Source organism: Streptomyces sp. NBC_00076, assembly GCF_045041235.1.
In the GTDB taxonomy this organism is placed as follows: Bacteria; Actinomycetota; Actinomycetes; order Streptomycetales; family Streptomycetaceae; genus Streptomyces.
Window position 1 is genome coordinate 376,242 of record NZ_CP108242.1, and the last position, 21,813, is coordinate 398,054.

General features: G+C 68.4%; 17 protein-coding genes and 3 pseudogenes. 5 read left to right on the forward strand and 15 right to left on the reverse strand.

Features of this window, described 5'->3' with window-relative positions; translation table 11 throughout:
- Positions 1 to 121: 121 nt before the first annotated feature.
- Together OHA64_RS01840 and OHA64_RS01845 are read right to left on the reverse strand one after the other, a co-directional pair.
- Positions 122 to 781, reverse strand: coding sequence for an MFS transporter (locus tag OHA64_RS01840; RefSeq protein WP_405606842.1), 660 nt, complete (start codon positions 779 to 781; stop codon positions 122 to 124).
- Complete coding sequence (locus tag OHA64_RS01845) at positions 672 to 1,475, reverse strand: MFS transporter (protein WP_405606844.1); 804 nt, start codon at positions 1,473 to 1,475, stop codon at positions 672 to 674. Before OHA64_RS01845 ends, OHA64_RS01840 begins: the two co-directional genes overlap by 110 nt.
- Positions 1,476 to 1,692: 217 nt before the next feature.
- Between OHA64_RS01845 and OHA64_RS01850 the strand changes: the two genes are divergently transcribed.
- From OHA64_RS01850 to OHA64_RS01860, 3 genes and pseudogenes are all read left to right on the forward strand, one after another.
- On the forward strand, positions 1,693 to 2,364 hold the full coding sequence (locus OHA64_RS01850; RefSeq protein ID WP_405606846.1) for a DUF4097 family beta strand repeat-containing protein: 672 nt from the start codon (positions 1,693 to 1,695) through the stop codon (positions 2,362 to 2,364).
- A gap of 47 nt (positions 2,365 to 2,411) precedes the next feature.
- Positions 2,412 to 2,918 carry a GtrA family protein gene (locus tag OHA64_RS01855; protein ID WP_405606848.1) on the forward strand — a complete coding sequence of 169 codons (507 nt, stop codon included), beginning with the start codon at positions 2,412 to 2,414 and terminating at the stop codon, positions 2,916 to 2,918.
- Between the two features lie 87 nt (positions 2,919 to 3,005).
- Positions 3,006 to 3,873, forward strand: a pseudogene (locus OHA64_RS01860) (IS5 family transposase).
- Position 3,874: 1 nt separating this feature from the next.
- On the opposite strand, the gene OHA64_RS01865 reads toward OHA64_RS01860, so the two are convergent.
- The 10 genes and pseudogenes from OHA64_RS01865 to OHA64_RS01910 form a co-directional block, all read right to left on the reverse strand.
- Positions 3,875 to 4,276 (reverse strand): DUF6193 family natural product biosynthesis protein, encoded by a 402-nt coding sequence (locus OHA64_RS01865; RefSeq protein ID WP_405606850.1) that lies wholly within the window; start codon positions 4,274 to 4,276, stop codon positions 3,875 to 3,877.
- Between the two features lie 51 nt (positions 4,277 to 4,327).
- Positions 4,328 to 4,894: pseudogene (locus OHA64_RS01870) on the reverse strand (IS5 family transposase); the annotation flags it as partial.
- A 221-nt stretch (positions 4,895 to 5,115) separates the two neighbouring features.
- Positions 5,116 to 5,694 carry a cob(I)yrinic acid a,c-diamide adenosyltransferase gene (locus OHA64_RS01875; protein WP_405606851.1) on the reverse strand — a complete coding sequence of 193 codons (579 nt, stop codon included), beginning with the start codon at positions 5,692 to 5,694 and terminating at the stop codon, positions 5,116 to 5,118.
- 22 nt (positions 5,695 to 5,716) lie between these two features.
- On the reverse strand, positions 5,717 to 6,625 hold the full coding sequence (locus tag OHA64_RS01880; RefSeq protein ID WP_405606853.1) for a phosphotransferase enzyme family protein: 909 nt from the start codon (positions 6,623 to 6,625) through the stop codon (positions 5,717 to 5,719).
- Positions 6,618 to 7,910 carry an MFS transporter gene (locus tag OHA64_RS01885; protein WP_405606855.1) on the reverse strand — a complete coding sequence of 431 codons (1,293 nt, stop codon included), beginning with the start codon at positions 7,908 to 7,910 and terminating at the stop codon, positions 6,618 to 6,620. The genes OHA64_RS01880 and OHA64_RS01885 overlap by 8 nt, the downstream gene beginning before the upstream one ends.
- Positions 7,907 to 10,504, reverse strand: a complete 2,598-nt coding sequence (locus OHA64_RS01890) for a lantibiotic dehydratase (RefSeq protein ID WP_405606856.1) — start codon at positions 10,502 to 10,504, stop codon at positions 7,907 to 7,909. The genes OHA64_RS01885 and OHA64_RS01890 overlap by 4 nt, the downstream gene beginning before the upstream one ends.
- Positions 10,501 to 11,439 carry a PHP domain-containing protein gene (locus OHA64_RS01895; protein ID WP_405606858.1) on the reverse strand — a complete coding sequence of 313 codons (939 nt, stop codon included), beginning with the start codon at positions 11,437 to 11,439 and terminating at the stop codon, positions 10,501 to 10,503. Before OHA64_RS01895 ends, OHA64_RS01890 begins: the two co-directional genes overlap by 4 nt.
- Before the next feature lie 46 nt (positions 11,440 to 11,485).
- A complete protein-coding gene (locus OHA64_RS01900) occupies positions 11,486 to 12,583 on the reverse strand; it encodes an arginase family protein (RefSeq protein WP_405606860.1) in 1,098 nt (365 codons plus the stop codon).
- The gene (locus OHA64_RS01905) at positions 12,580 to 13,758 is read right to left on the reverse strand and encodes a B12-binding domain-containing radical SAM protein (protein WP_405606862.1); all 1,179 of its coding nucleotides are present in this window, start codon (positions 13,756 to 13,758) and stop codon (positions 12,580 to 12,582) included. Before OHA64_RS01905 ends, OHA64_RS01900 begins: the two co-directional genes overlap by 4 nt.
- A gap of 319 nt (positions 13,759 to 14,077) precedes the next feature.
- Positions 14,078 to 16,687 (reverse strand): lantibiotic dehydratase, encoded by a 2,610-nt coding sequence (locus OHA64_RS01910; protein ID WP_405606863.1) that lies wholly within the window; start codon positions 16,685 to 16,687, stop codon positions 14,078 to 14,080.
- A gap of 121 nt (positions 16,688 to 16,808) precedes the next feature.
- Between OHA64_RS01910 and OHA64_RS01915 the strand changes: the two are divergent.
- Positions 16,809 to 18,145: pseudogene (locus OHA64_RS01915) on the forward strand (DNA polymerase III subunit alpha); the annotation flags it as partial.
- Between the two features lie 5 nt (positions 18,146 to 18,150).
- The gene (locus tag OHA64_RS01920) at positions 18,151 to 19,170 is read left to right on the forward strand and encodes a DNA polymerase thumb domain-containing protein (protein ID WP_405623812.1); all 1,020 of its coding nucleotides are present in this window, start codon (positions 18,151 to 18,153) and stop codon (positions 19,168 to 19,170) included.
- On the opposite strand, the gene OHA64_RS01925 is transcribed toward OHA64_RS01920, so the two are convergent.
- From OHA64_RS01925 to OHA64_RS01935, 3 genes are all read right to left on the reverse strand, one after another.
- Positions 19,133 to 19,582 carry a hypothetical protein gene (locus OHA64_RS01925; RefSeq protein ID WP_405606865.1) on the reverse strand — a complete coding sequence of 150 codons (450 nt, stop codon included), beginning with the start codon at positions 19,580 to 19,582 and terminating at the stop codon, positions 19,133 to 19,135. The genes OHA64_RS01920 and OHA64_RS01925 overlap by 38 nt on opposite strands.
- A gap of 59 nt (positions 19,583 to 19,641) precedes the next feature.
- On the reverse strand, positions 19,642 to 19,767 hold the full coding sequence (locus OHA64_RS01930; protein ID WP_256223277.1) for a hypothetical protein: 126 nt from the start codon (positions 19,765 to 19,767) through the stop codon (positions 19,642 to 19,644).
- Between the two features lie 457 nt (positions 19,768 to 20,224).
- Positions 20,225 to 21,280: a Rieske 2Fe-2S domain-containing protein gene (locus OHA64_RS01935; RefSeq protein WP_405606869.1), complete on the reverse strand. Its 1,056-nt coding sequence runs from the start codon at positions 21,278 to 21,280 to the stop codon at positions 20,225 to 20,227.
- Positions 21,281 to 21,813 lie beyond the last annotated feature (533 nt).

The window sequence follows — 21,813 nt, forward strand, 5'->3', positions numbered from 1 at the left end:
GCAACGCGCCGTCGACGGGCCTTCGCCCGGCCGGGCTCCGGCCACTGCCTCAGCGGACGTGGGAGCGAGGACCGGGCGGACCTTCGCGCCGTCCTCTGCCAAGCCTTCCGCGCCACCGCTCTCAGCGGTTGCGCAGGCACAGCGCCGCCAGCAGTGCGCAGCCCGCGAAGGCCGCCCCCGTGGCGAACCCGCCCGTCATCCCGCCGGTGTGCGAGGAGACCATGACGAGCGTGGCCAGGCCGATCGAACCACCCACGGACTGTACGGAGTTGAGGACGCTGGAGGCCGTGCCCGCCTCGTCGCCGCGCAGCCCCGACGTGGCCAGGACGGTCGGCGGCAGCACACAGAACGCCATCCCCGCGCCGAGCAGCACCAGCGCCGGCAGCACCGTGCCCGGGTAGCCGTCGCCCGCCGCGAGCGTGGACAGCCACAGGTTCCCCGTCATCAGCAGCGCGGCACCCGTGGCCCACAACGGGCGGGTGCCGAGGCGCCGTTCGAGCCGTACGGCGACCGCCGCCGCCACGGCCATGGTGACCGGCAGGGGCAGCAGTGCGCAGGCGGTGGCCAGCGCCGACCAGCCGTGCCGCTGCTGGAAGTACTGGTTGAGGAAGAAGTACGTGCCGATCAGCGCGCCGGGCACCGCGAGCGTCCCCAGGTACGCGAGCAGCCGGTCACGGTCGGCGAACAGCCGCGGCGCCACGATCGGCTGCCGCGCACGCCGCTCGACGGCCGCGAACACCGCCAGCGTCAGGACCCCGCCCAGCACACAGCCGACGACCACCGGGTCGCTCCCGCCCCGCTCGGCGGCCTGCGCCAGCCCGTAGACGAGCAGGGCGGCACCCAGCGCGGACAGCAGCGCGCCGGGCAGGTTGAAACGGCCGCGGTGGCGGGGGGTCTCGTCGAGCACGAATGGGCGCGAGCAGCACGATCGCCAGGCCCAGCGGTACGTCGAGATACAGCACCCAGCGCCAGGAGCTGAGCGAGGTGAGCGTGCCCGCGAGGAGCAGTCCGCCGGCGGTGCAGACCGCGCCCACCATGGTGCACACGGCGATCGCCCGCTTGCGGGCGGCTCCTTCCGTGAACGTGCTGAGCAGCAGGGCCAGTCCGCTGGGTGCCGCGAGCGCCGCGCCGACGCCCTGCACGGCCCGTACGGCGATCAGGAACTCCGCCGACTGGGCGAGGCCGCGCAGGGCCGCGGCCGCCGTGAACAGAGCGACGCCCGCCATGAACACCCGGCGGCGGCCCAGGATGTCGCCGGCCCGTCCGCCGAGCAGCAGCAGGCCGCCGAAGGTGAGCAGATAGGCGTTGATCACCCACGCCGCGCCCATGGCGGACAGTCCGAGTGCCTCGCGCAGGCCGGGCAGCGCGATGTTCACGATCGGGTCGTCGAGCTGGATCATCGCGTTGCATCCGGCGATCACGCCGAGCGCGGCGGCACCCTGGGCCCCGAAGCGGGCCGCCGGCCGCTGGAGCATGCTGCAACGGCAGTCGGCGGGCGGCCCGCAGACAGCGTTCACTCGCATTCATTGCAACGCAATCAGGTGGACGTTGTTGCGTTACCTTTGAAGTCGTTGCAACGATTTCGCTCATCTGAACTGCAAGAACTGCCATTTCGTGCAACAACATAATTGCCGTACCTATGAATGCAACGTAGCGTTTCTACTGTCGGAAACAGCGAACAAGGAGCCCGAGATGCAGACGTTCAAGACCCCCGCCCCCCTCACCGTCGTCCTGGACGTCCCCGCCGCGAACATCCGGTTCGTGGCCGGCGACCGGGCCGACACCACCGTCGAAGTCCGGCCCTCCGCCCCCAACAAGAGCCGGGACGTGAAGGCGGCGGAGCAGACCGAGGTGGCCTACGCCGACGGCGTCCTGCGCATCGAGACCCGGCAGGAGACGAACCCGCTCATCGGCGCCTCCGGCTCCCTGGAGGTGACCGTCGAGCTGCCCGCCGGCTCCCGTGTCGAGGCGAAGGCGGCCAGCGGTGAACTCCGCGGCTCCGGACGACTCGGCGACGTCACCTTCGAGGGCGCGCAGGGCACGGTCCGGCTCGACGAGACCGCGAACGCCCGCCTGTCCCTCCAGGCCGGTGACATCACCGTCGGCCGTCTGGACGGCACCGCCGAGCTGACCACGCAGAAGGGCGACCTCACCGTCACCGAGGCCGTGCGCGGCACGCTCACCCTGCGCACCGAGCACGGCGCCATCACGGTCGGCGCCGCCCGCGGCACCTCCGCCACCCTCGACGCCGGCACCGGCTACGGCCGGGTCGACAACTCCCTGAGCAACACGGCCGGTTCCGCCGCGGAGCTGGCCGTCCACGCCACCACCTCCTACGGCGACATCACCGCCCGCAGCCTGTAACAGCACCCAGCACCCAGCCCTCGAGGCCCTTGAGGAAGGACGCCGCCATGAAGTCGCCGCTCGCACATAAGCCCGCTGTGGCGACTCTGGCCGGCCCCGGCCTCATCGCCTCCTTCCTCCGGTTCGCGGCCCTCGGCGGCGGCGTCGGAGTCCTCTCCAGCGTCGCGGTGTCGCTGCTGGCCGTGACGATGCCCTGGGCGGTCGCGAACGCGGTCGTCACCGCTGCCTCGACCCTGCTGTGCACCGAACTCCACGCCCGCTTCACCTTCGCCAGGGGCCGGGGCGCCGGATGGCGCGAGCACTGGCAGTCCGCGGGCTCGGCGACGGCCGCCTACCTGGCCACCAGCGTCGCCGTGTGGGTCCTGCACCTACTGCAGCCCTCCCCCGGCCTGGTGACCGAGCAGCTCGTCTACCTCGGCGCCTCAGGCCTCGCCGGCACCGGCCGCTTCCTCGTCCTGCGCTGCTACGTCTTCGCCGTCCACCGCGGCCGGGCGGTACGGCCTCTGGCGCGGCAGGGCACGGTTAGCGTGTCCGCCCTGGCGACGGCCGCCTAGGTGTGCTGTCCCGGGAGGTTGGTGACGGGCGACACGCCTTGGGCCTGTTACGGAAGTGGACCTTTAGCCCACTGCCGAACCCGGACGGTGAGTCGTTCTGGGGGTGGGTATCCGTCGGACCTGACGGACGAGCAGTGGACGCTGGTGGAGCCGTTGCTGCCGTCGGCGCGGGTGGGACCGAAGGGCGGGCGGCGGGAGAAGCATCCGCGGCGTCGGATCGTGGACGCGATCTTCTACGTGGTACGGACCGGGTGCGCCTGGCGGCAGCTACCGAAGGACTTCCCGCCCTGGCAGACGGTGTACTGGTACTTCACCTGGTGGCACGACGACGGCACCGTCGAGCGCGTCCACGACGCACTGCGGGACAGGGGTGCGCGAGACGGACGGCCGCAATGCCGAGCCGAGCGCCGGCCTGATCGACTCGCAGTCCATCCGCACCGCTGCCACCGTCCCCTCCGTAACCAGGGGCTTCGACGCCGGCAAGAAGGTCAAGGGTCGCAAGAGGTTCCTGGTCACCGACACCCTCGGCCTGCTCATTGCGGTCCACGTCGTCGCCGCGAGCGTCCAGGACCGCGACGGCGCCCGTCGACCGCTCTTGTGGGCCCGGCTCGACCACCCGCAGATCCAGAAGTACTGGGCGGATCAGGGCTTCGCCGGCCGCCTGGTCGATTGGACTGCCCAGATCCTCGGCCGCGAGCTGGTCATCGTCCGTAAAGGCCCTGGCCAGTGCGGCTTCCAGGTCCAACCCAAGCGGTGGGCGATCGAGCGTACCTTCTCTTGGCTCACCGCCCACCGCCGCCTCGCCCGGGACTACGAGACCATTCCGGCCCGGTCCGAGACCGTGATCCGCTGGGCGATGATCGGCATCATGGTCCGCAGACTCACCCGTGGCAGTCCGGCGGCGCGGCCTGGCCCGCACCCGCTCGTACGCACCGCAGCCTTACAAGCTACCTGACTCAGCTGAGCGGTTCGAGGACGTCGGGTGTGCCGTCCACGGCGGGACCGCAGCCTGCAGGAAGGTGTGAGGCTACGAGTTTAACGGCTTCTTCGGCGGAGTCGGCTTCGCCGACCTCTTCCTGTCCCGAGCCTCGCGGTTCATGCAGCCGCAACACGCGAAATCGTCCACCGAAGAGGGGGAAGATCGAGGGCAGGTCTTGCGACCAAGGGAAGCGGGTGCACCGGCTGAACTGCAGCGATCCATGGCTGACCAGCGGAAACAGAGCCCGGAGGGCAGGGTTTGCGTATGCCGCCTCTACAAGGGCCTTGTCGATGAGGTTCGCGTCCATCTCGCGCACGACCTGCCACTTGGCTGCCACAGGGTCGTCTGGTGCTGTCACTGGTATGTCCGTCTCTGCCATGCTCGGACATTACGTGACTGTCCCTAACAAAGCCGTTGGGCGTGGCGGTGTGTAGCCGCGGTCGGCCAGCAGCGCGTCCCGCCGTCGGCGCGGTCTGCCGGCCCTGCCCGCGACGGCCGGAATCTTGTCCAGCAGTGGCAGGAGCTGGGTGACACCGTTGCGATTTCCGCCGGTCAGTGACACCGCGAGCGGGATCCCCTGCCCGTCGACTATCAGGTGGTGCTTGGAACCGAGACGGGCGCGGTCGACCGGTGAGGGGCCGACGTGATCCCCCCTTTCAGGGCCCGGACATGCGAGCCGTCAACAGCACAGTGCGCAAGGTCCAGCAGGTCGGCGCGGCGCAGCTCGGCCGGCAAGGCTGCGTGCAGGCGCGGCCAGACGCCAGCCTCGGTCCACACCCGAAGCCGGCGCCAGGGGCGTCACCCCGGAACAGCCGACCGTTTCGGCCGGGACGTCGCGCCAGGCGACACCGGTCCGCAGTACGAACATGACCCCGGCGAGTGCCGCCCGGTCGGGAACGCGCAGTCGGCCGGGGTAGCGGCCGCGCCGCTCAGGAGCGGGCGGCAGGAGCGGAGCCACGCGCTCCCACAGGTCATCCGGAACAAGATCAACACGCACCCGGACACCCTGCCCACCAAGATCACCGAGCAAAAGACTTGCGAGTCAAGTCTTTCTGAAACGACTTGTAAGTGCGCGCGTCCTAATGCCGGCCCATGCAGCTCACCGAGTTCGGGCAGCGCATGGCCCAGGCGGTCGTTCCTCTGGCCGATCGACTCGGAGTCCACCCCAAAGAAACCGAACTCCTGTACCGCGTCCAGGGAAATTCCCAGCTTATGATGTTACCGATTGGCGCCCGGTTGCCATAGGACGTCGCCCTGTACACAATTGGCCGCGCGAGCCAGAATGAAGAGCAGATCCGAGAGTCTGTTCAGATAGTGGGCGGTGCTCTTGTTCATTGTGTCGCCATGCCGCTCGATCGCGATCCAGGTCGAGCGTTCGGCGCGGCGCACCACGGTCCGCGCCAAATGCAGGTATGAGGCTCCTGGTGATCCTCCGGGGAGGATGAAACTGCGCAGCTTCGTAAGCCCCTCATTGTGCCGATCGCACTGCTCCTCCAGGAACCGTATGTACCCGGGCTCAACTCGCAGCGCGGGTGCGTTGGGGGCAGCAGCCCCTCCGAGGGGAGTGCATAGATCTGCTCCCACATCGAATAAGTCGTTCTGAATCCGTAACAGGAGAGCAGAAGTCTCCGCGTCGAGTTCTCCGACAGCGATGGCGAGGCCGATAGCGGAGTTCGCTTCGTCCACATCTGCATAGGCGGCGATTCTGCTGTCGGTCTTGCTCGCCCTGCTCATATCGCCGAGCGCAGTCGTTCCATCATCCCCGGTCTTTGTGTAAATTCGGGTGAGGTTCACCATTTTTTTCTCTCCCTGATATAGGTCAGGCTACAAGGGCCGCGACCATGGCACCCAGCTCGCGAACGTGCTCTGCGGCTGGCGCCCCGCGCTGTGGATCAGGGGCCTCCGAGAGGAAAACGAGCGCTAGCATCACGGCGGCGTCCAGTCGGCAGACGAGCAGTTCCTTCCCATCTTCCGGTGGGGCCTGGCGAACGGTGTCGTAACCCGCTCGCAGAGCCGCCATGTCGAGTTCGTTCTCCGCATACAGTGCGTACTCCGCCAGTCGTCCGAATTCCACCGCACTGCTACCGGGCAACGCGTTCGACCAGTCCAGCAATGCGGTGATCTCGCCGTCCTCGCGGCGGGTGTTGTCGCTGCGGACGTCGAGATGCAGGAGACTGTTCCCGGAGACACCGGCGAGCAACCGGACGAGGTGGGCGTGACTCGGCGGCTTCGGCCAGTCCATGACGTGACAGCCCACTTCGGCCCACCGGCGCTGGATACGGGTGGCGACAGCCTCGGGGGTGGACATTCCCTCGGATGCGACGAGATCCAGGCGCGGTGGCGGCAGAAGATGAAGGCGGGCGAGGAGTTGCCCCAGAGCGAAACAGTCGAGGGGCGCCCCGTCATCGGAGACGTACCTGGACAGCAGCACGTCTGGGGACGATGAATCGTCCGAGAGGAAGAGTTCCACAGGTTCCGCCACCGGGAATCCGTGAGCGGCCAGATGCCGGGTGATCCGGTATTCCTGCACCAGTAGCGCACGTGTGTCCACGGCGGGGTCATTGGCGTTGGAATCGAAACGTCTGTGGGCCACCCGGAGGGCCACAGGGTCTCCGTCCCGGCTGCGCGCCCGGTAGACGGAGAACTCCAGCCCACTGCCCGCAAGCGTCGGGGCGTCGATTCCCCAGCGCTCGGCGAGCTCGGTCAGTGTGTCCAGTCGCTCACTCATCGTGTGTTTTCTCGTCTACCTTCTCTTCTGTGTTTTTGCCGGTGGCTTCGTCTGTATTCTCGATCGCCTGCCGGTCGTCACCTGTCCGGTCGCTCCTGAGTAGGGTGGGAGCGACGAGGACGGACAGCACGAGGAGTGCCGCCCCGCCCGCCGCGAAGGCCGTCCTGGGACCTGCCGCCTCGGTCAGTGCGCCGAAGAACAGTGCGCCGACGGGCATCGTGCCCCAGGCGAAGAGGCGGTACACGCCCGTCGCACGGCCCAGCAGCCGGTCGGGGATGAGTCGCTGCCGCATGGAGACTGCAACGACATTCCACACCATGAGACCCGCCCCGGACGCGGAGTAGGCGACAGCGACCACATAGGCACTGTCGGTGGCGGCCACGCCCAGCCCGGCCACACCGATCAGAGCCAGCCCGCCGAGCAGAGAGGGAACCCGGCCGACCAAGCGGCTCACCTGGCCCGCGACTGCGCTTCCGATCAGCCCTCCTGCGGCCCCGGCCGCGACGAGCACCCCGTACGCGGCGGAGGGCAGCCCCAGTACGTCACGGACCAGGATGACGAAGACGGCCACCTGGCCGAGGAAGACGGCATTGATGAGCCCGGCGGTGACGGTGAGGGCGCGGAGCAGCGGGTCGCGCACCACATGGTTGACCCCCTCCCGGATCTCGGCCAGCAGCCTCAGCTCGGCCCCGGAACGGTCGGGCAGTGGCCCGCGCACGCCCCGCAGCAGTGCGGCGGAGACGACGAAGGAGAACGCGTCCAGCAGCAGCGGAACGGTCCGGCCGACCGCGAAGAGCACGCCGCCCAGGAGGTGGCCCAGCAGGTCACGCCCCAGGTTCTGGACGGCGAACAGTCGACCGTTCGCGGCTTCGAGGCGGTCCTTGGGGACCACGCTGGGCAACAGAGCGAAGGAGGCGCAATCGAACAGCACCTCCCCCACGCCCAGCAGCAGCGCGATCACCAGCAGTGGCCAGAGCGTCAGCCAGCCGCAGGCAAGCAGGGCAGCCGCGGCGATCAGCGCACCGGCGCGCAGCAGATCCGCGAGGATCATCAGGCGGCGACGCTCGAAGCGGTCTGCGTACGCCCCCGCAGGGAGACCGAGCAGCAGCCACGGCACGGTCGTGGCGGCGGTGATCACGGATACCTCGAAGGCGTCGCGCAGCAGCGCCGCCGACAGCAGGGGCAGAGCGGCGAAGCGGATGCCGTCGCCGACCGCTGAAACGCCCGCCGCGGCGATGAAACGGTGGTACCCGGAGGCGGAACGGAAGGCCGGGCTTGTCGTCAACGCCGCCGCCCGGAGGAGAACACCGCGCACCGGAGTTCGGCGGTGAAGCGCCCGGTGCCTGTCTCCAGCCAGCGGTGGTCGCGGCCGGGCAGCATCTCGGAGATCTCCATCGTGCCGTCCGTCTTCCTGGCCAGCCGACACAGTTGGCGGACCAGCAACGGCGCGTCCCAGTCGACGTAGAGCGGCTTCGGTTCACCGGGAACCTTCACGAAGACCTGCTGCGGCAGACCGTGTTCGGCGCGCAGCCGACAAATGGCGAGGAATTGAGCGGCGTCGTCGGCCGTCACCCGGTCGCCCGACAGGGCCAGACCACGCAGGCGGGCTGTGGGGATCCGCCAGGTTTCCCTGTGGAGCACTACACGTCCGCAGCGGATGCGGGGAACGTGGTCCAGCGCTGAGGCCCGCAGTCCGACTCCGCCGAAATGCCGGGGAAAGGAGAACGGCGAGAGCGGGTCCTGGACGATGCTCGGCCCTCCAGCCGGAGGCGCCATGAGACGCAGCCTGCCCTCGACACCCCGCGCACGCAGTTCGAGTCGGCGGTCCCGGACCACCACGTACAGCTGCGACGGTTGCAGCACCCTGTCACGGGTCTGCGCGGACCGGCCGTAGACCTCCAGGTCGTAGCACGGGTAGCACAGTTGGGTCGACGTCTTGTCGGGGTGCCCTCGCGACAGGTTGACGAGGACTTCGTCATCGTCGAGGAGTGAGAGGTAACCGCGGTACACCTCGGGAAGGAGTTGCGGGGCCGTTTCCTGGACCAGCGGGCCGAAGCTGGTGTGGGTGATCACCTCGCGCACAGCATGGCAGTCACCGATCACGGCCGTGAAGTCACCCCGTCGCAGCGCCTCCTGGCTCGTCGCAGCGAAGAGGATGTCGGGATTGCAGACTGCGGCCGGAGAGTCCGGGTAGGCGCTGAGGACTTGCTCCACCCGTTCGCGTGGGACGACGACCTCCCGCCGCTCTGTGTCATCACCCAGCAGTGCGCCCGTCATCGCCTCGTCCAGGTTTGCCAGTTCGGCGTCCACGACGGCGCACTCCGCCGCCAGGCGGTCCCGGTCGGCGAAGAAGTCCGCGTACAGCCGATCCAGGTCCACCTCGGCACCGGTGCCGAATCGGTCTGTCACCCAGCGGGTGAGGATCGCCGTCTCCTGTCGCATACGGAGCCGGGGACCGGCAAGAACGGTGTCGTACACGATCGACAATTCGTCCGTCATGAATCGGGCGATGTCCGGCCCTACGGTGAGATCGCGAAGTTCGCCGTGGGCCTCTTCGAAGAGGATGCTGCGGTCCGCGTAGTGCAGGCCGCTGTTCCGGTTGGCCGGGCTCCTGGTCACCCTTTCGAAGCGGCGCTTGGCGTCAGAGAGCAGCGCCGGTCGCTCTGCCAGGGGCAGTGCGGAGAACCGGACCAGATCCTGTTCGAATCGTGTGATCACGTCCAGGATCTGACGCGCGGGCTCCACGTCGGCCGGCAGCATGTCGCGCAGTGCGGCCAGCGGCTGGGATCCACCGACCGGAACCTCGAACTCGGCGATCACCCACTCCCGTTCGGCCAGTCGCCGAAGCGCCTCGTCGAACAACGGCTGATGGCGCGGTCCGTGTCGGTCCAACCATTCCGTGCGCAGGTCCAGGACCGTCCGGTCGCCGTTGCAGCGCTGCCACAGCCACGCCTCCGACGGCGATACCTCGGCCCCTCCCAAGTGCTGGAAGTCCCAGTCGACATCGAGCCCGTCCCGGGTGGTGAACGCGTACAGGTCTATCCGTTCGTCGCGAAGGAACGCCAGCGGACGCCGACGCGGTCGTACATGGTCGCCGAGCCCCGGCGTCTGTCCCGCTGCCACGGCGAGCCGTTCGGCCGCCCAGTGGGCGAAGTAGGACCGGCGCTCCAACGATTGCCGCGACACCCAGGCGATGCCCGGGGTTTCACTCACAACGCGGCCCACGGCGATCGGTCCGAAGTGCGAGTGTGTCTCGTTCTTCGTCGTGATGCGCTGCAGGTACATCGCCAGCAGGTCGGTCATCTTGCGGGTGCGCGCTCCGGCTTCGCCGTGGAAGGAGTCCAGCCAGGAGCTGAATTCGGGGTAGGCAGCGTCGTTCGATAGCAGGAGTACCTGCCGCATCGACGGGTCGGTGAACGTATCGGCCACCGCGAGTCTTGCCGCGGCCAGCCGCTCCCGGTGGCAGACGGCGAACGCCGCCCACCGGTCCACGAGTCGGGTTGCGGCCTCCTGGTAGCTACGCAGCGTGGCGCTCGCGTCGTCGGGCAGGCCGGCGAGCGCCCTGCTGAGTTCGGCCTCGGGGGCCGGCCGCAGCTGGCCCGCCCGCGAGGACAGCTGCTGGCCGCCCGTGATCTGATGCCTGCGCAGAAGCTTCTTCACCTCGTCTGCCAGCCCGGCGAGCCGGTCCCTGCAGTCGAGGAGCGACATGGCCTCTTCGGCCGCGTCCGGGGCGAGGAGCGGATCCAGTAACTCCATCGGATAGCCGGCCTGGCGGAGCACTACGACCGGCACGAGGGTCCAGGCGCGGCCCGCCTCTGACGGCTGGCTCGCGGCGGCGGACTGGGAGTCGGGGTCTGATGGGGTGATCACCGCGGTCATAGTTCCGCCTTGGGCTTCAGTGGGGTGGGCCGTCGGTCGCACAAAGCGTCGAGGACAGCCATGGGTTCCGGCGGGAGCGCGGGCAGCCGCCCGGGATCAGCCACCCACGACTTGACCCGAACTCCGTGATAGTCCGAGCCGGCTGTTGCCACCAAGCCGAGGCCGGCACAGATCCGGGCCAGCCCTGCGCTCTCGGCCGGGGTGTGCCAGCTGGTCCACACTTCGAGCCCAGCCAGCCCGGCGGTGACCAACGGTTTCAGCAGTGCTCGGCACTGCGCCCTGTCCGAGACGTCCAGGACGCGAGCGGGGTGGGCGAGCACCGATACGCCACCCGCGTCGGCGATCCAGGAAAGAACGTCCACGATGTCGGGCATCCAGGGCTCGGGCACATGGAGCGGCCGGCCGGGGCGGCACCAGTCCGTTGCGAGCCGCTCGTATTCCGTGGGGCCGTACCCGGCGAACCGGGGGTCGTCACGCGCCGCCTGGGCCAACAATGCCAGGTAGTCGCCCGGGTACGCGATCCGGTCACCGCCTATTCGCTCTGCGATGTCCTCCCAGGTGAGTGGCACTCCGATGTGCCGCACCCGCTCAGCCCAAGCCTGCCACCATTCCAGGTCGGCGTCGTGCGTCCGCTGAAGCTGTCGCTGGAAGCGCCGGTCGGCGGGATCGATGAAATAGGCAAGGCAGTGCACTTCCTCGCCCCGCCATCGGGCCGTAACCTCGCAGCCGGGCACCACCGTCATCGACCGGCCGACCGTCCCGGTGAACTCCGCGATTCCCGCCATGGTGTTGTGGTCCGTGACCGAGGCGACCCGCAATCGGGCGGCGAGACAGCGCCGCGCCACTTCGGCGGGGCTTTCGTCGCCATCCGACCGTCGGGTGTGCAGATGCAGGTCGACCGGTCCGGCAAGGGTCGCCGCTACGCCGGGCATCATGGGTTCCAGGGCGAAGAGAACCGCCGGGTGAGGGCGGGTTCGCGCCTCACCTGTCCTCCCGGGTGCCACCGGTGCCGGCGTCCGACCAGGGGGCGAGTCCGCTCGCGGCGCTCTCGGTGCGGAAGAGGAAGTTGAACAGCAAGTGAGCGGCGATCTGTGCCGTGCTGCCGGACGGGTCATAGCGGGGAGCGACCTCCGCGATGTCCACGGCACCGACCGGAAGAGCCCTCAGTTCCTCGTAGATGTCCAGGAGAGCCCCTGTGTCGATGCCGCCCATGGTCACGTGGCCTGTTCCGGTGGACACGGCGCTGTCGAGCACGTCGATGTCCAGTGACACGTAGACGGTGTCACACCGCTCGCCCATTTGCTCGATCACAGGCCGCAGTGCTGTGGCCGCGCCCTCCTTGAGGATCTGGGCTCCGGGGACCACGTGGAAGCCTTGTTCGAGCAGGCCGCGGAACTGGTCGTACTTCGTCACATCGCCGACGCCGACGAAAGCGATGTCCTCGGCCCGCACCCCCGGCAACTCACTGATCCGGCGTGAGTTCGATCCGTGGTAGAGCGGTCCGTGCAGAGTGCTCCAGTTGCCGAAGTCGAAGTGGTGGTCGATGTTGATGAACCCCACCCGCTCCGCTCCGCCGTCGAGCCGTCCGGCGCGGAAGCCGGCGAAGGTCGGGAAAGTGGCCGAGTGGTCACCGTTGAGGAAGATCAGATGCGGCGCAGCCTGGCTGAGCCGTCGGCTCTCGGCCGCGACTGCCTGGAAGGTTCGCACCGTGTTGGTCGGATAGATGTGCAGGTCACCGGCGTCGGCCACCTTGGGTGCCCGGTAGCGGAAGGTGTGGCCGCTGCGTGTGTCCAACATCCGCCATTCACCCAAGCTGGTCAGGTAGCTGGAGAACACGAGACTCGCCTGACGGATGGCCCTGGGCCCTTCCGCGGCCCCAGGGCGGGAGCTGGCGGTGGCATCGAAGGGAATGCCGGACACCACCCAGCCGTCCGTGCCGACGTCCACCTGTGACATCGAGGTGACGGGGGCACCGAACAGCGTGGCGACGCCGGCCCACCCCGGCAGTGGGTCCGTTTCGAAGTCCTCAGGCTTCACGCTGTGTTGCAGTGCTTCGAAGTCCGGAAGCTCCTGGGTCATTTGTTCTCCCCACGGGCAGAGATCAGCGGGTTACGGACGATGCGGTGGGCGGCGGCGATCTTCTCCTGGAAGAGCTCCCAACTCCGTTCCGGAGTCAGGTGCTGGGGCCGGTAGACGACTGAGGCGTCTTCCCGCCAGTTCGCGAAGTCCCAGTCGAAAATGCGCTCACGCAGCCGTGGAAAGTCGGGAGTGAGCGGATAGGGGACAAAATTGTAGAGGTTGAACAACCAGAGGGCCGAGCTGTTCGCCTCCAGCCATTCGATCGTCTGGGTATGTGACTGCTCGCTCTCCTCGTCGAGTCCACCCATCATGTTCAGCACAACCTTCAGACCGGCGTCGCTTAGGGTGTGGATCTTCTTGGTGTAGTCGCTCAGGCCGCGTGACAGTTTTCCCAGACGCTTCAGCATCTGAGAGTCTGCCGACTCGAAACCGAGTTCCACTGCGACGACGCCCAGTTCGATCATGGCCTCGACGACCCAGTCCTTCACCTGCATGACATGCGTCTGCGCGATGAACCGGTAGCCGGGGCGGTCACGGAACACCTCCAGGAGGTTTTGGACCGCTTCTCTCGACTGGCCGAATGTTTTGTCCCCGATATAGATGAGCCGGGTGTCGGGGAACCGGGCAGTGATTTCGTCCACCTCGGCGGCCAGGGCGTTCCTGTCCACAAGAATGAGCTGCTTGCTCCAGGCGTCACCGCAGAACGCGCAGTCGTAGAGGCAGCCGTGGCTGGCGTTGAGCCTCAGCAGAGGCACCCTCCCGTTGAAGCCGTTCAGATGCCGGTAGTCCGGCGCCCAGGTGATGCGCGATGCGGACAAACCACGCTCCACAGGCTTCTCCATGGCACCACCGGACCCGGCCGCCAGACCAGCGATCCTGCGCACGAAGTCGGCGTCGAGCTGCCCCCGGTGCACGATGTGCACGGCGTCCTTCGGTGCCAGCGGGGCCATGTTGCCGCCGAGAACAACGCGCCGTCCAGCGGCTTCCAGCCGCTTCGCGATATCGAGGGCGAGCTGGAAGTTCTGCGCCAGTGGTGAGATGAGAACGAGGTCTCCGAGCGCTGTCGCGTGCAACAGCGGGTCGCAGCAGGCTTCCGCTTCGGCGGGAACCTTCGAAAGGTCGCTGAAGGTGGAGTCTATGCCCGCGGTGTTGAGCAGAGCGGTCAGGTGCGCCACCCATAAGGGTATCTCCCATAATCCGTCCGACGGGATGAAGTACTCGGGGAGGAAGTCCCGGAACGTCCGGTCGTAATCCTCGTAGTACTGGGAGAGCAGTGGGTCGGGGTCGTGTGTGGAGGGGAAGGGCAATTGAACGATGCAGCTCCTGAGCATGAGGGTCCCTCACGTCGATTGGGCGACTGATGTGACGATGAGTCGGGAAGGGATGGAAGAAGGGAGAGGGAAAACGAAACGCGCGGTGGTCCGCGGGCAGGCCGGCCTGCCCGCTGTGAAGTCGGCGAGCCCGAGCTGTAGGGTCAGCAGGCCCGTCAGGAGATCAGTCGGCGCGCCGTGAGAAGACAGCGCAACGCAGCTCGCTCGTGAACCGCTGTCCGTCGATCTCAAGCCACAGCTGGTCCCGAGAGGGCAACATCTCACTGAATTCGACGGGCAGATCGGCCTTTCTTACGAGGCGGAAAACCTGCCGCACGAGGAGTGGCGATTGCCAGTCGACGTAAACAGGCTTGGGCTCGCCCGGAATCTTCACGAAGCCCTGTTCGGGCAGGCCGTAAGCACGCCGGAGCATGCGCCCTGCCGCGAACTCGGCCGCGTCCCCGTTCCCCCGGTGCACGCCTGGACTCCAGCCCCGGAACGCCTGTGCGGGGATCCGCTGACGGGCCCGTTGGAGGACCACCCGACCACACCGGATCCGGGGCAGGCGGTCGTGGTCGGCGACACCCAGACCGATGCCGCCGAAGTGGCGGGGGAAGGCGAAGGGTGACAGCGGATCCTGACGGATGCTGGGGCCTCCGGCGAGCGGGGCCAGCAGCTTCAGCCGCTTCTCGGTTCCGTACGCGCGTAGCTGGGCCCGTCCGCCACGAACGGTGACGTACAGCTGCTGTGGCTGGAGCACCTGGTCCCGGCTCTTGGCTGAGAGGCCGTAGACCTCAAGGTCCGGGCAGGGATAGACCAGTTGTGCTCCCGTCTTGTCCGGATGAGCCCGGGCGAGGTCGAGCAGGAGTTCGTCGCTGTCGAGCAGGTCCTGATATCGGGAATACACCTCATCGAGCAGCTCCGGTGCCTCGGCTTGGATCAGTGGGGCGAAACTGGAGTGAGTCAGCAGCTCGCGCAGCCCGTGGCAATCGCCCACGACTGCCAGAAGGTCCCCGCGAGCCAGCGCGTCGGCGTTCGCGGATGCGATCATGACGTCCGGATTGCACAGCGCGGGCGGTGAGGACGGGAAACGAGTAAGGAACTCCTCCAGACGCTTCCGGTCGACGACCGCCTCGTCCGTGCCTTCCTCATAACCGTCGAGGAGCAACGCGATGATCTCGCGGTCCACGGCCGTGATCTCCCGGTCGATGTCCTCGCACTCGCGGGCGAGTTCCGGTCTGTCGGCGTAGAACCCGTTGTAGAAGTGCTCCAGCGGGACGTCCACCTCCGCGCCGAAGCGGCGTTCGACCCAGCGGCCGAGGATCTGCAGTTCCCGGCGGACCCGCAGCCGGGGGGTGAGCAAGGCAAGGTCGTAGACAATGGTGAGTTCGCGGCTGATCAGGTCGGCGATGTCCTGGCCGATACGCAGATCCCGGACAGGCCCGTGGGCCTCCTCGTACAGGATGCTCCGGTCGGCGTAGTGCCTGCCGCCGGCGCGGTTGGCCGCGGCTCCGGTGACATCCTGGAAGTGTTCCTTCATGCCGGTGAGCAGGGCCGCACGGTTTGCCATCGGTGCGGTGGCGAACTCCTGCAGCATCGCTTCGAATCGTGCCACCGTTTCCAGATCACGATCGCCGTCGGCTGTCCGCAGCACGTCTGGGGACAGCAGATGCTCGGTCAACACGCGTAGCGGATACGGGCAACCGATGGGGATCTCCCAGCGACCGACCAGCCAGTCCTTCTCGATCAATTCGTTCAGGACGTCATCGAACCCCCGTAGCGGCGCATCACCTTCGTCTTCCCGCAGGCGCCAGGCTCTACGTAGTCGGGCGACAGTGCGCTCACCATCGCACCGTTGCCACAACCACAGTTGGTCGTCATCGAGGGTGGCGGTCGCCACAGCCACGAAGCGCCAGCCGTCGGGCATCCCCGTCACAGACTCGAAGGCGTACAGCGCGAGGCGTGAACCCTCCGCGAACGCGAGCGGCCGACGCCGGGGCCGCACTTCCTCGAACGCTCCGGGGCGACGGCTGAATGTCTCGGCCAACTGTTCCCCCGCCCAATGGGTGAGGAAGGCGGTCCTGCGCAGTGGACCGGCAGCCCAGGAGATACCAGACGTGCCCGTCGACAACTGCGCCACGCCCAACGGACCGAAATGGGAATGCGTTTCGTTCTTTGTTGTGACCCGCTGAAGGTACATGGCGAGCAGATCGGTCATTCGCCGCACCCGCCCAGGCGATCCGCCGCTTCCCCTGTCGATCCAGTCCGCGAACTCGTGGAAACGCGCATCGTTGGACAGCAGCAAGACCTGCTTCAGCACTGGGTCCCTGAAGAGTTCCGTCACGTTGTGGCGGGCCCGCGCAAGCCCTTCGGTCATGTCACGTTCGAACTCGATCCACATCCGGTCCAGGCCGAGCGCCGCGTCCTGGTAACGCTCTACGACCTCCAGCGTTGAGGGCGCGAGGCCGGCCCGCAGCCGGGCCAGATCCTGATCCCCGAAGGCTCGGAGCATACCCACGCCCGAGGAGATGTCTCCCTTGCTGCCCACCCGCGCCTCACGCAAAGCGGCTTTGGTCCCCTGCGCGAGACTACGAACCTCGTCGGCACGGGCGAGCAGGATGTCGGCCTCTTCGGCCGCCGGGACATCGGCGAACCGGTCCAGCAGAGCGACCGGGAAACCTGCCTGCCGTAACAGTGCGACCGGTACGAAGGACCACTCACTGCCAGCGTTTGACGTGCCCCCGTGCTGATCCTGGATCCGTAACCGGCTGCCGCTCGCCCCGCTTGTGCCCACGCCCGAACTCCCCGCCCCGTTGGCGAAATTGTGATCAAGCCGAGATGCCACGGTAGTCACGGTCGTGTGGGGGTTTCAATGGTGTGCACAACGACGACATCGAGTTCACGCCAGTAACGCGCAGCAGATCATCGCGATCCTCGCGAAGATGACCGGCTGTGACCGGGCTGCCGGCGACGTCGCCCGCCGCGCCCTCGCTGACCCGGACCGGCTGGGGAAGGTAGAAGCCTGGTTGCGCCGCACGGCCGGCGAGCGCGGCTACAGCCAGACCGTGCCGGACGAGGTGTGGGAGATCGTCTCGTCCTTCGGCGCGTACGGATTCTGCCGGGCGCATGCTGTCGCTTTCGCGGTCCCCGCTCTGCAGTCCGCGGTCCCGAAAGCCCGGTTCCCGGCGTTCTGTACGCCGGACTCCTGGAGCACGACCCCGGCATGTGGCCGCGAAGAGTGCTGGTGGCCGACGCCCGCCGCCACGGCGTACCCATCCTGCCCGTGGACGTCGACCACTCCTGCGCGGCACACAGCGTCGAAAGGAGCGAGCAGGGCTTCGGCGTGCGGCTGGCCTTCGCCACCGTCAAAGACATCAGCGAAGCCGAGACCACCCGCCTCGTCGCCGGCCAGCCCTACACCAATCCGCAGGACCTGTGGCAGCGCGCCCGGCCCTCCCTGCCCCTGGCCCAGCGCCTGACCCGCATCGGCGCACTCAGCCCGCTCGCCGGCGACCTCACACGACGGGATCTGCTGCTGCAGGCCGCTGAACTGCACCGGCAGTTCAGCGCCCGCTCCGCCACCGACGGACAACTGCCGCTGGGCGGCCAGCTGGTGACCGCCGAGCCCAGCGGCCTGCCCGAGATGACCAGCCGGGACAAACTCAGTGCCGAACTGGAGACGCCCCAGATCGACGTCACCCACCACCTGATGGAGCACCACTTCCGGCTGCTCACCGAGCTCGGCGCTACGGATGCCACGCACCTGCGCGCCATGATCCCCGGGCAGAAGGTGCTGGTCGCCGGTGTGAGGGCCTCCACCCAGACGCCACCGATCCCGTCCGGCAAGCGGATCATCCTCGTCACCCTCGAAGACGGCTCCGGCCTCGTCGACATCGCCTTCTTCGAAGACAGCCACGACGCTTGCGCGCACACCGTGTTCCACTCCGGACTGCTGCTGGTGCGCGGCACCGTCACCGCGCGCGGCCCACGCCGCACCGTCGTCGGTGAAATGGTCTGGGACCTGGACGAGGTCGCCGCAGCCCGACGCGACCACGGCCCCCAAGCCGCCCTCGACCTGCTCGGCCGCACCACCCCCTCCCCCACCCCGGCCCAACCCGCAACGGCGCAGCGCACTCTTCCCGACGGCACCGCCGGTGCCCGACTCCACCCGTACGCCGATCTCCAGCCCGCCGGTACCCGCTCGGCGGACCTGCGACGGCTGCGCCACCGCAGCCAAGGAAGCGCAGGGTGATCACCATGGGGTCCCGCCGCGTTCTCCAGCTCCGCTTCGACCTCCCGGCCGACCACGACGCCGACCTTCACGAGCGGCTGCGTCTACTGCTGGTGAACATCACGCCCCGGGTGCAGCTGATCGACCCGGACATGGCCGTCCTCGACCTCACCGGCGCGCTCCCCTACTGGAAGCGCGACGCCCGTAGCCTGACCGAACTCGTCCAGCTGAGCACACTCGCCCACCTCGGCCTGCACAGTTCTGCGGGGTGTGCGGGCAACCGGATGCTCGCCTCCATGGCCTGCGCGCTCACCCCACCCGGCCGACGCACCGTCATCGACGACTGCCCCGAGGCGATCACAGCGTTCCTGCGGCCCCGGCCCGTACGGGGGTTGCCCGGCGTGGGCGCGGAGGCGGCCGCCACCCTCGGCGAGTACGGCCTGCACACCGTCGGCGACGTCGCCGACGTCCCGCAGCCCACACTGCAGCGTCTCCTCGGTGCCCGCGCCGGCCGCGCCCTCCACGAGCACGCCCAGGGCCGCGACACCATGGTTGTCGACCCCGCCCCGGTCCCGGCGAGCCTCAGCACGGAGCACCGCTTTCCCACAGACGAGCTGGATCCGGCCGCCCACCGGCGCACCCTGCTCGCCCTCGCCGACGACCTCGGTGCCCGCCTCCGCGCCACCGGACAGATCGCCACCGGCGTGACCTGCACGATCCGCTATGCCGATCTGAGTGCCACCCGCCGCAGCCGGACCCTGCCCGAAGCCACTCAGCACACCGTCCTCCTGGCACGGACCGCGTACGCGGTGTACGACTCCCCCGCTCTCCAGCGCGCCCGAGTCCGCAGCATCGCCTTGCGCGCGGACGCCCTTCGGCCCGTCGGCCGGGCCACCCGGCAGCTCACCCTCGACGCGGGCGATGACAAACCCCTCGCGATCGAAGCCGTCGCCGATCGCGCCCGCGCCCGCTACGGGCAGCAGGTGATCTACCCCGCCGCCCTCGCCATCAACTCCCCTCCCCCGTCTCCCCGGCAGGGGGATTGAGGCGGTCGTGCAGAGGACGCGCACGAACGTCTCGCGACACGAGCGCCAACTCGGCGATGAACTCGGTCGCGTGGACCCGCATGCCGGAGACGGTGTCGATGCAGAGGCCGCGACGTGCGGCGTACTCCTTCAGCCGGGCGACGCCCCAGTTCTCGTCCTCGTACAGCACACCCGAGAAGACCCAGTCACCGAGGCCGTCGAAGATCGAATCACTGCCGATCGCCTCGTAGTCACCGGGGCGCAGCCGCCCGTCGGACCGCTCGAGGAGGAACTCCGCCCAGCGCAGCGAGCCGTGGAACTCACGCACATCGTCGTCCGGGCGGGCCTGCCGCAACAGCTGGTGCAGCAGGCCCACTTGGAGAGAGGGCAGATCGATCGGGTGCCACGGCATGGTCACCAGCTGTACGCGCACACCACTCTCCCCCGACACCGTCCCCTCGATATCCCGCTCACGCTCACGTTCCCGCCCGGTCAGCGGGTCGGCGGGCGCTTCTCCATGACGGCGGGCTTGCGGTTCGTGCGCTCCTCTTCGCGGATCACTACCTTTTTGATCTCCACGACTCTCCCCTGGTCGACGACCTCGAACTCGCGTGCCACACAGAGCAGTTCACCTTATGGGGCATTCGGCGTCGCCCTGCTCATGGCCCTCAATGGTGAGGGGGCAACGCCGGTCAGGCCCACGGTTATGCGCGCCGTCATCGCCCGGATGCTTCCCTCCCCCGTGCTCCGCCTTCTCCTCGGCCCGCTGGCTGTGGAGGTTCCGCAAAGCGGTGGCGTCTTCCGCGGTGAAGCGGGTGCCGGTCAGCTCGATGGCCTTCTCGATGAACCCTTTGGGGCGGGGGGGCGGTTCCCGGTCAGATACACCGCTGCCGCGACTCGCGCCCGGCCTTCTCGGAGCCTCGTGGCCGCCGGGCAACCGGCTCCGCGCTCTGCCCTCTGCCCTCTGCCCTCTGCGTGACCAGCTCGCGGGAGTCAGGCGCGCACCAGTAGGTACTGGTGTCGCGCAAACCGGCTCACCGGATCGGCGCCGTCGGCATACCGCGGCAGGACTCCTTCAGTGATGGTCGTTCGGTTCCCGGCGGCACAGCTGTGCGTCCCGCGATGCCGGCGTGGCATCCCCGTCGCTCTCCGTCCGGTCGCTGGTCTCGGCCTCGGCGGGGGCGGCGACATCGCTGGACGGCGCGGCCGCAAGGCCGGAGGGATAGAACTGGGCGTACCAGCGGCGCAGTGCCCTGATGCCCTTCTCGTGCGGAAGCAGGACCGGACGCGGCTGGTGAATCTTGTGGTCCCAGATCCGGACCTCCTCCCGCACCTCGCCCAGGGCCTCCGCGCGGAAGACGAGCTTGAGCGCGGGCGTCAGGAAGGGGGCCCGCGCCGGTTTGCGGAGGTAGTACAGCATCCGCAGCTCGCTGGTGCGGTCGTCGACGGGGGTGGAGAGGGCGACGGCGGTGACCGAAAGAACGGGCCCGTGGGTGCGGACCACCATCACACCGGGTCCGTACATGAAGGCGTCGAAGGTGTTGTCGATGTCCCAGCCGAGGACGCGCCGGCTGATCCGGCCGCGGACCTCGGCGAACGGACCGTCCACCTTCCAGTCCTGGACGGGGGGTTCGCTCTGGCCGTGGATGAAGTGAAAGTGGGACTCGTCGACGATGTTCTCGCGCATCTCCTGGACATGGACGCGCGCCCGGCAGGTGTCGTCGATCGGCTCGGCGAAGTCCCTGGATCCCGCCTCCGGGATGTCCGGCACCTCCCACGAGGGCGCGGCCGGCCCTGTGTGGACGAAGATGAGCCCGCTGTGCTCACGGACAGGGAAGCCGCCGAGGGACACCTTGGGAGTCCGGACCGCGAACGGGGCCTTCACGCACCGACCGTCCGCACCAAAGCGCCATCCGTGGAACGGGCACTCCACAGTCCCGTTCACGACCTTTCCTCCGACCCCCAGATGCGCGCCGTAATGGGGACAGTGCGCGTCCCTCACGGCCGCTTGCCCATCGACCCCGCGGAAGGCGATCAGCGCCCGTCCGAAGTAGTGCAGGCTGACGACCCGGCCCGGCCGCAGTTCGGCGCTGCGGAGGACGGCGTACCACCCGTACGGAACGGTCGGCATCGGATACTCGTCGGCTCGCGGATCGCGAGGCAGACCCAACATATTGTCATGACCGCGACGGAAGGACATGTGTCGATGCTAACGGGCTCTCCGCTCCCGGACCGAGCGGGGCCGTCAGGGCCGCTTGGAGAGCGGTGAGTATCTGCATGCCGTCGATGATCCGCCGTACCGTCGCGTCCGTACTCTGCCGCCGGGCCGGTCCGGGGTGGCCGGCATCGGCCTGCGGTCCGACCCGCCGCTCGGCCGTACGTCCGTACTCTGTGCCGCGTGGAACCCGATACCCCGCTCTCCCCGGCCGTCCGGCGCGCCCTCACGGTCTCCCTCTGCGCGGGCCTGGCCCTGGTCTGGCTGTTCGACCTGGTGACCTACTACGACCCGCAGGGCCGCTGGTCCAGCTGGCTGCCCCTGGTCTCAGCTTGGCGTTTAACGTCGCAGGTCACTCGACCTGCTGATCTGCGGTTTTTTGCGGGACAGCGGAGGCGGCCGTTCTCCACGCTTCGAGATGTCGAGTCACGAAGCACAAGAGAACGGCC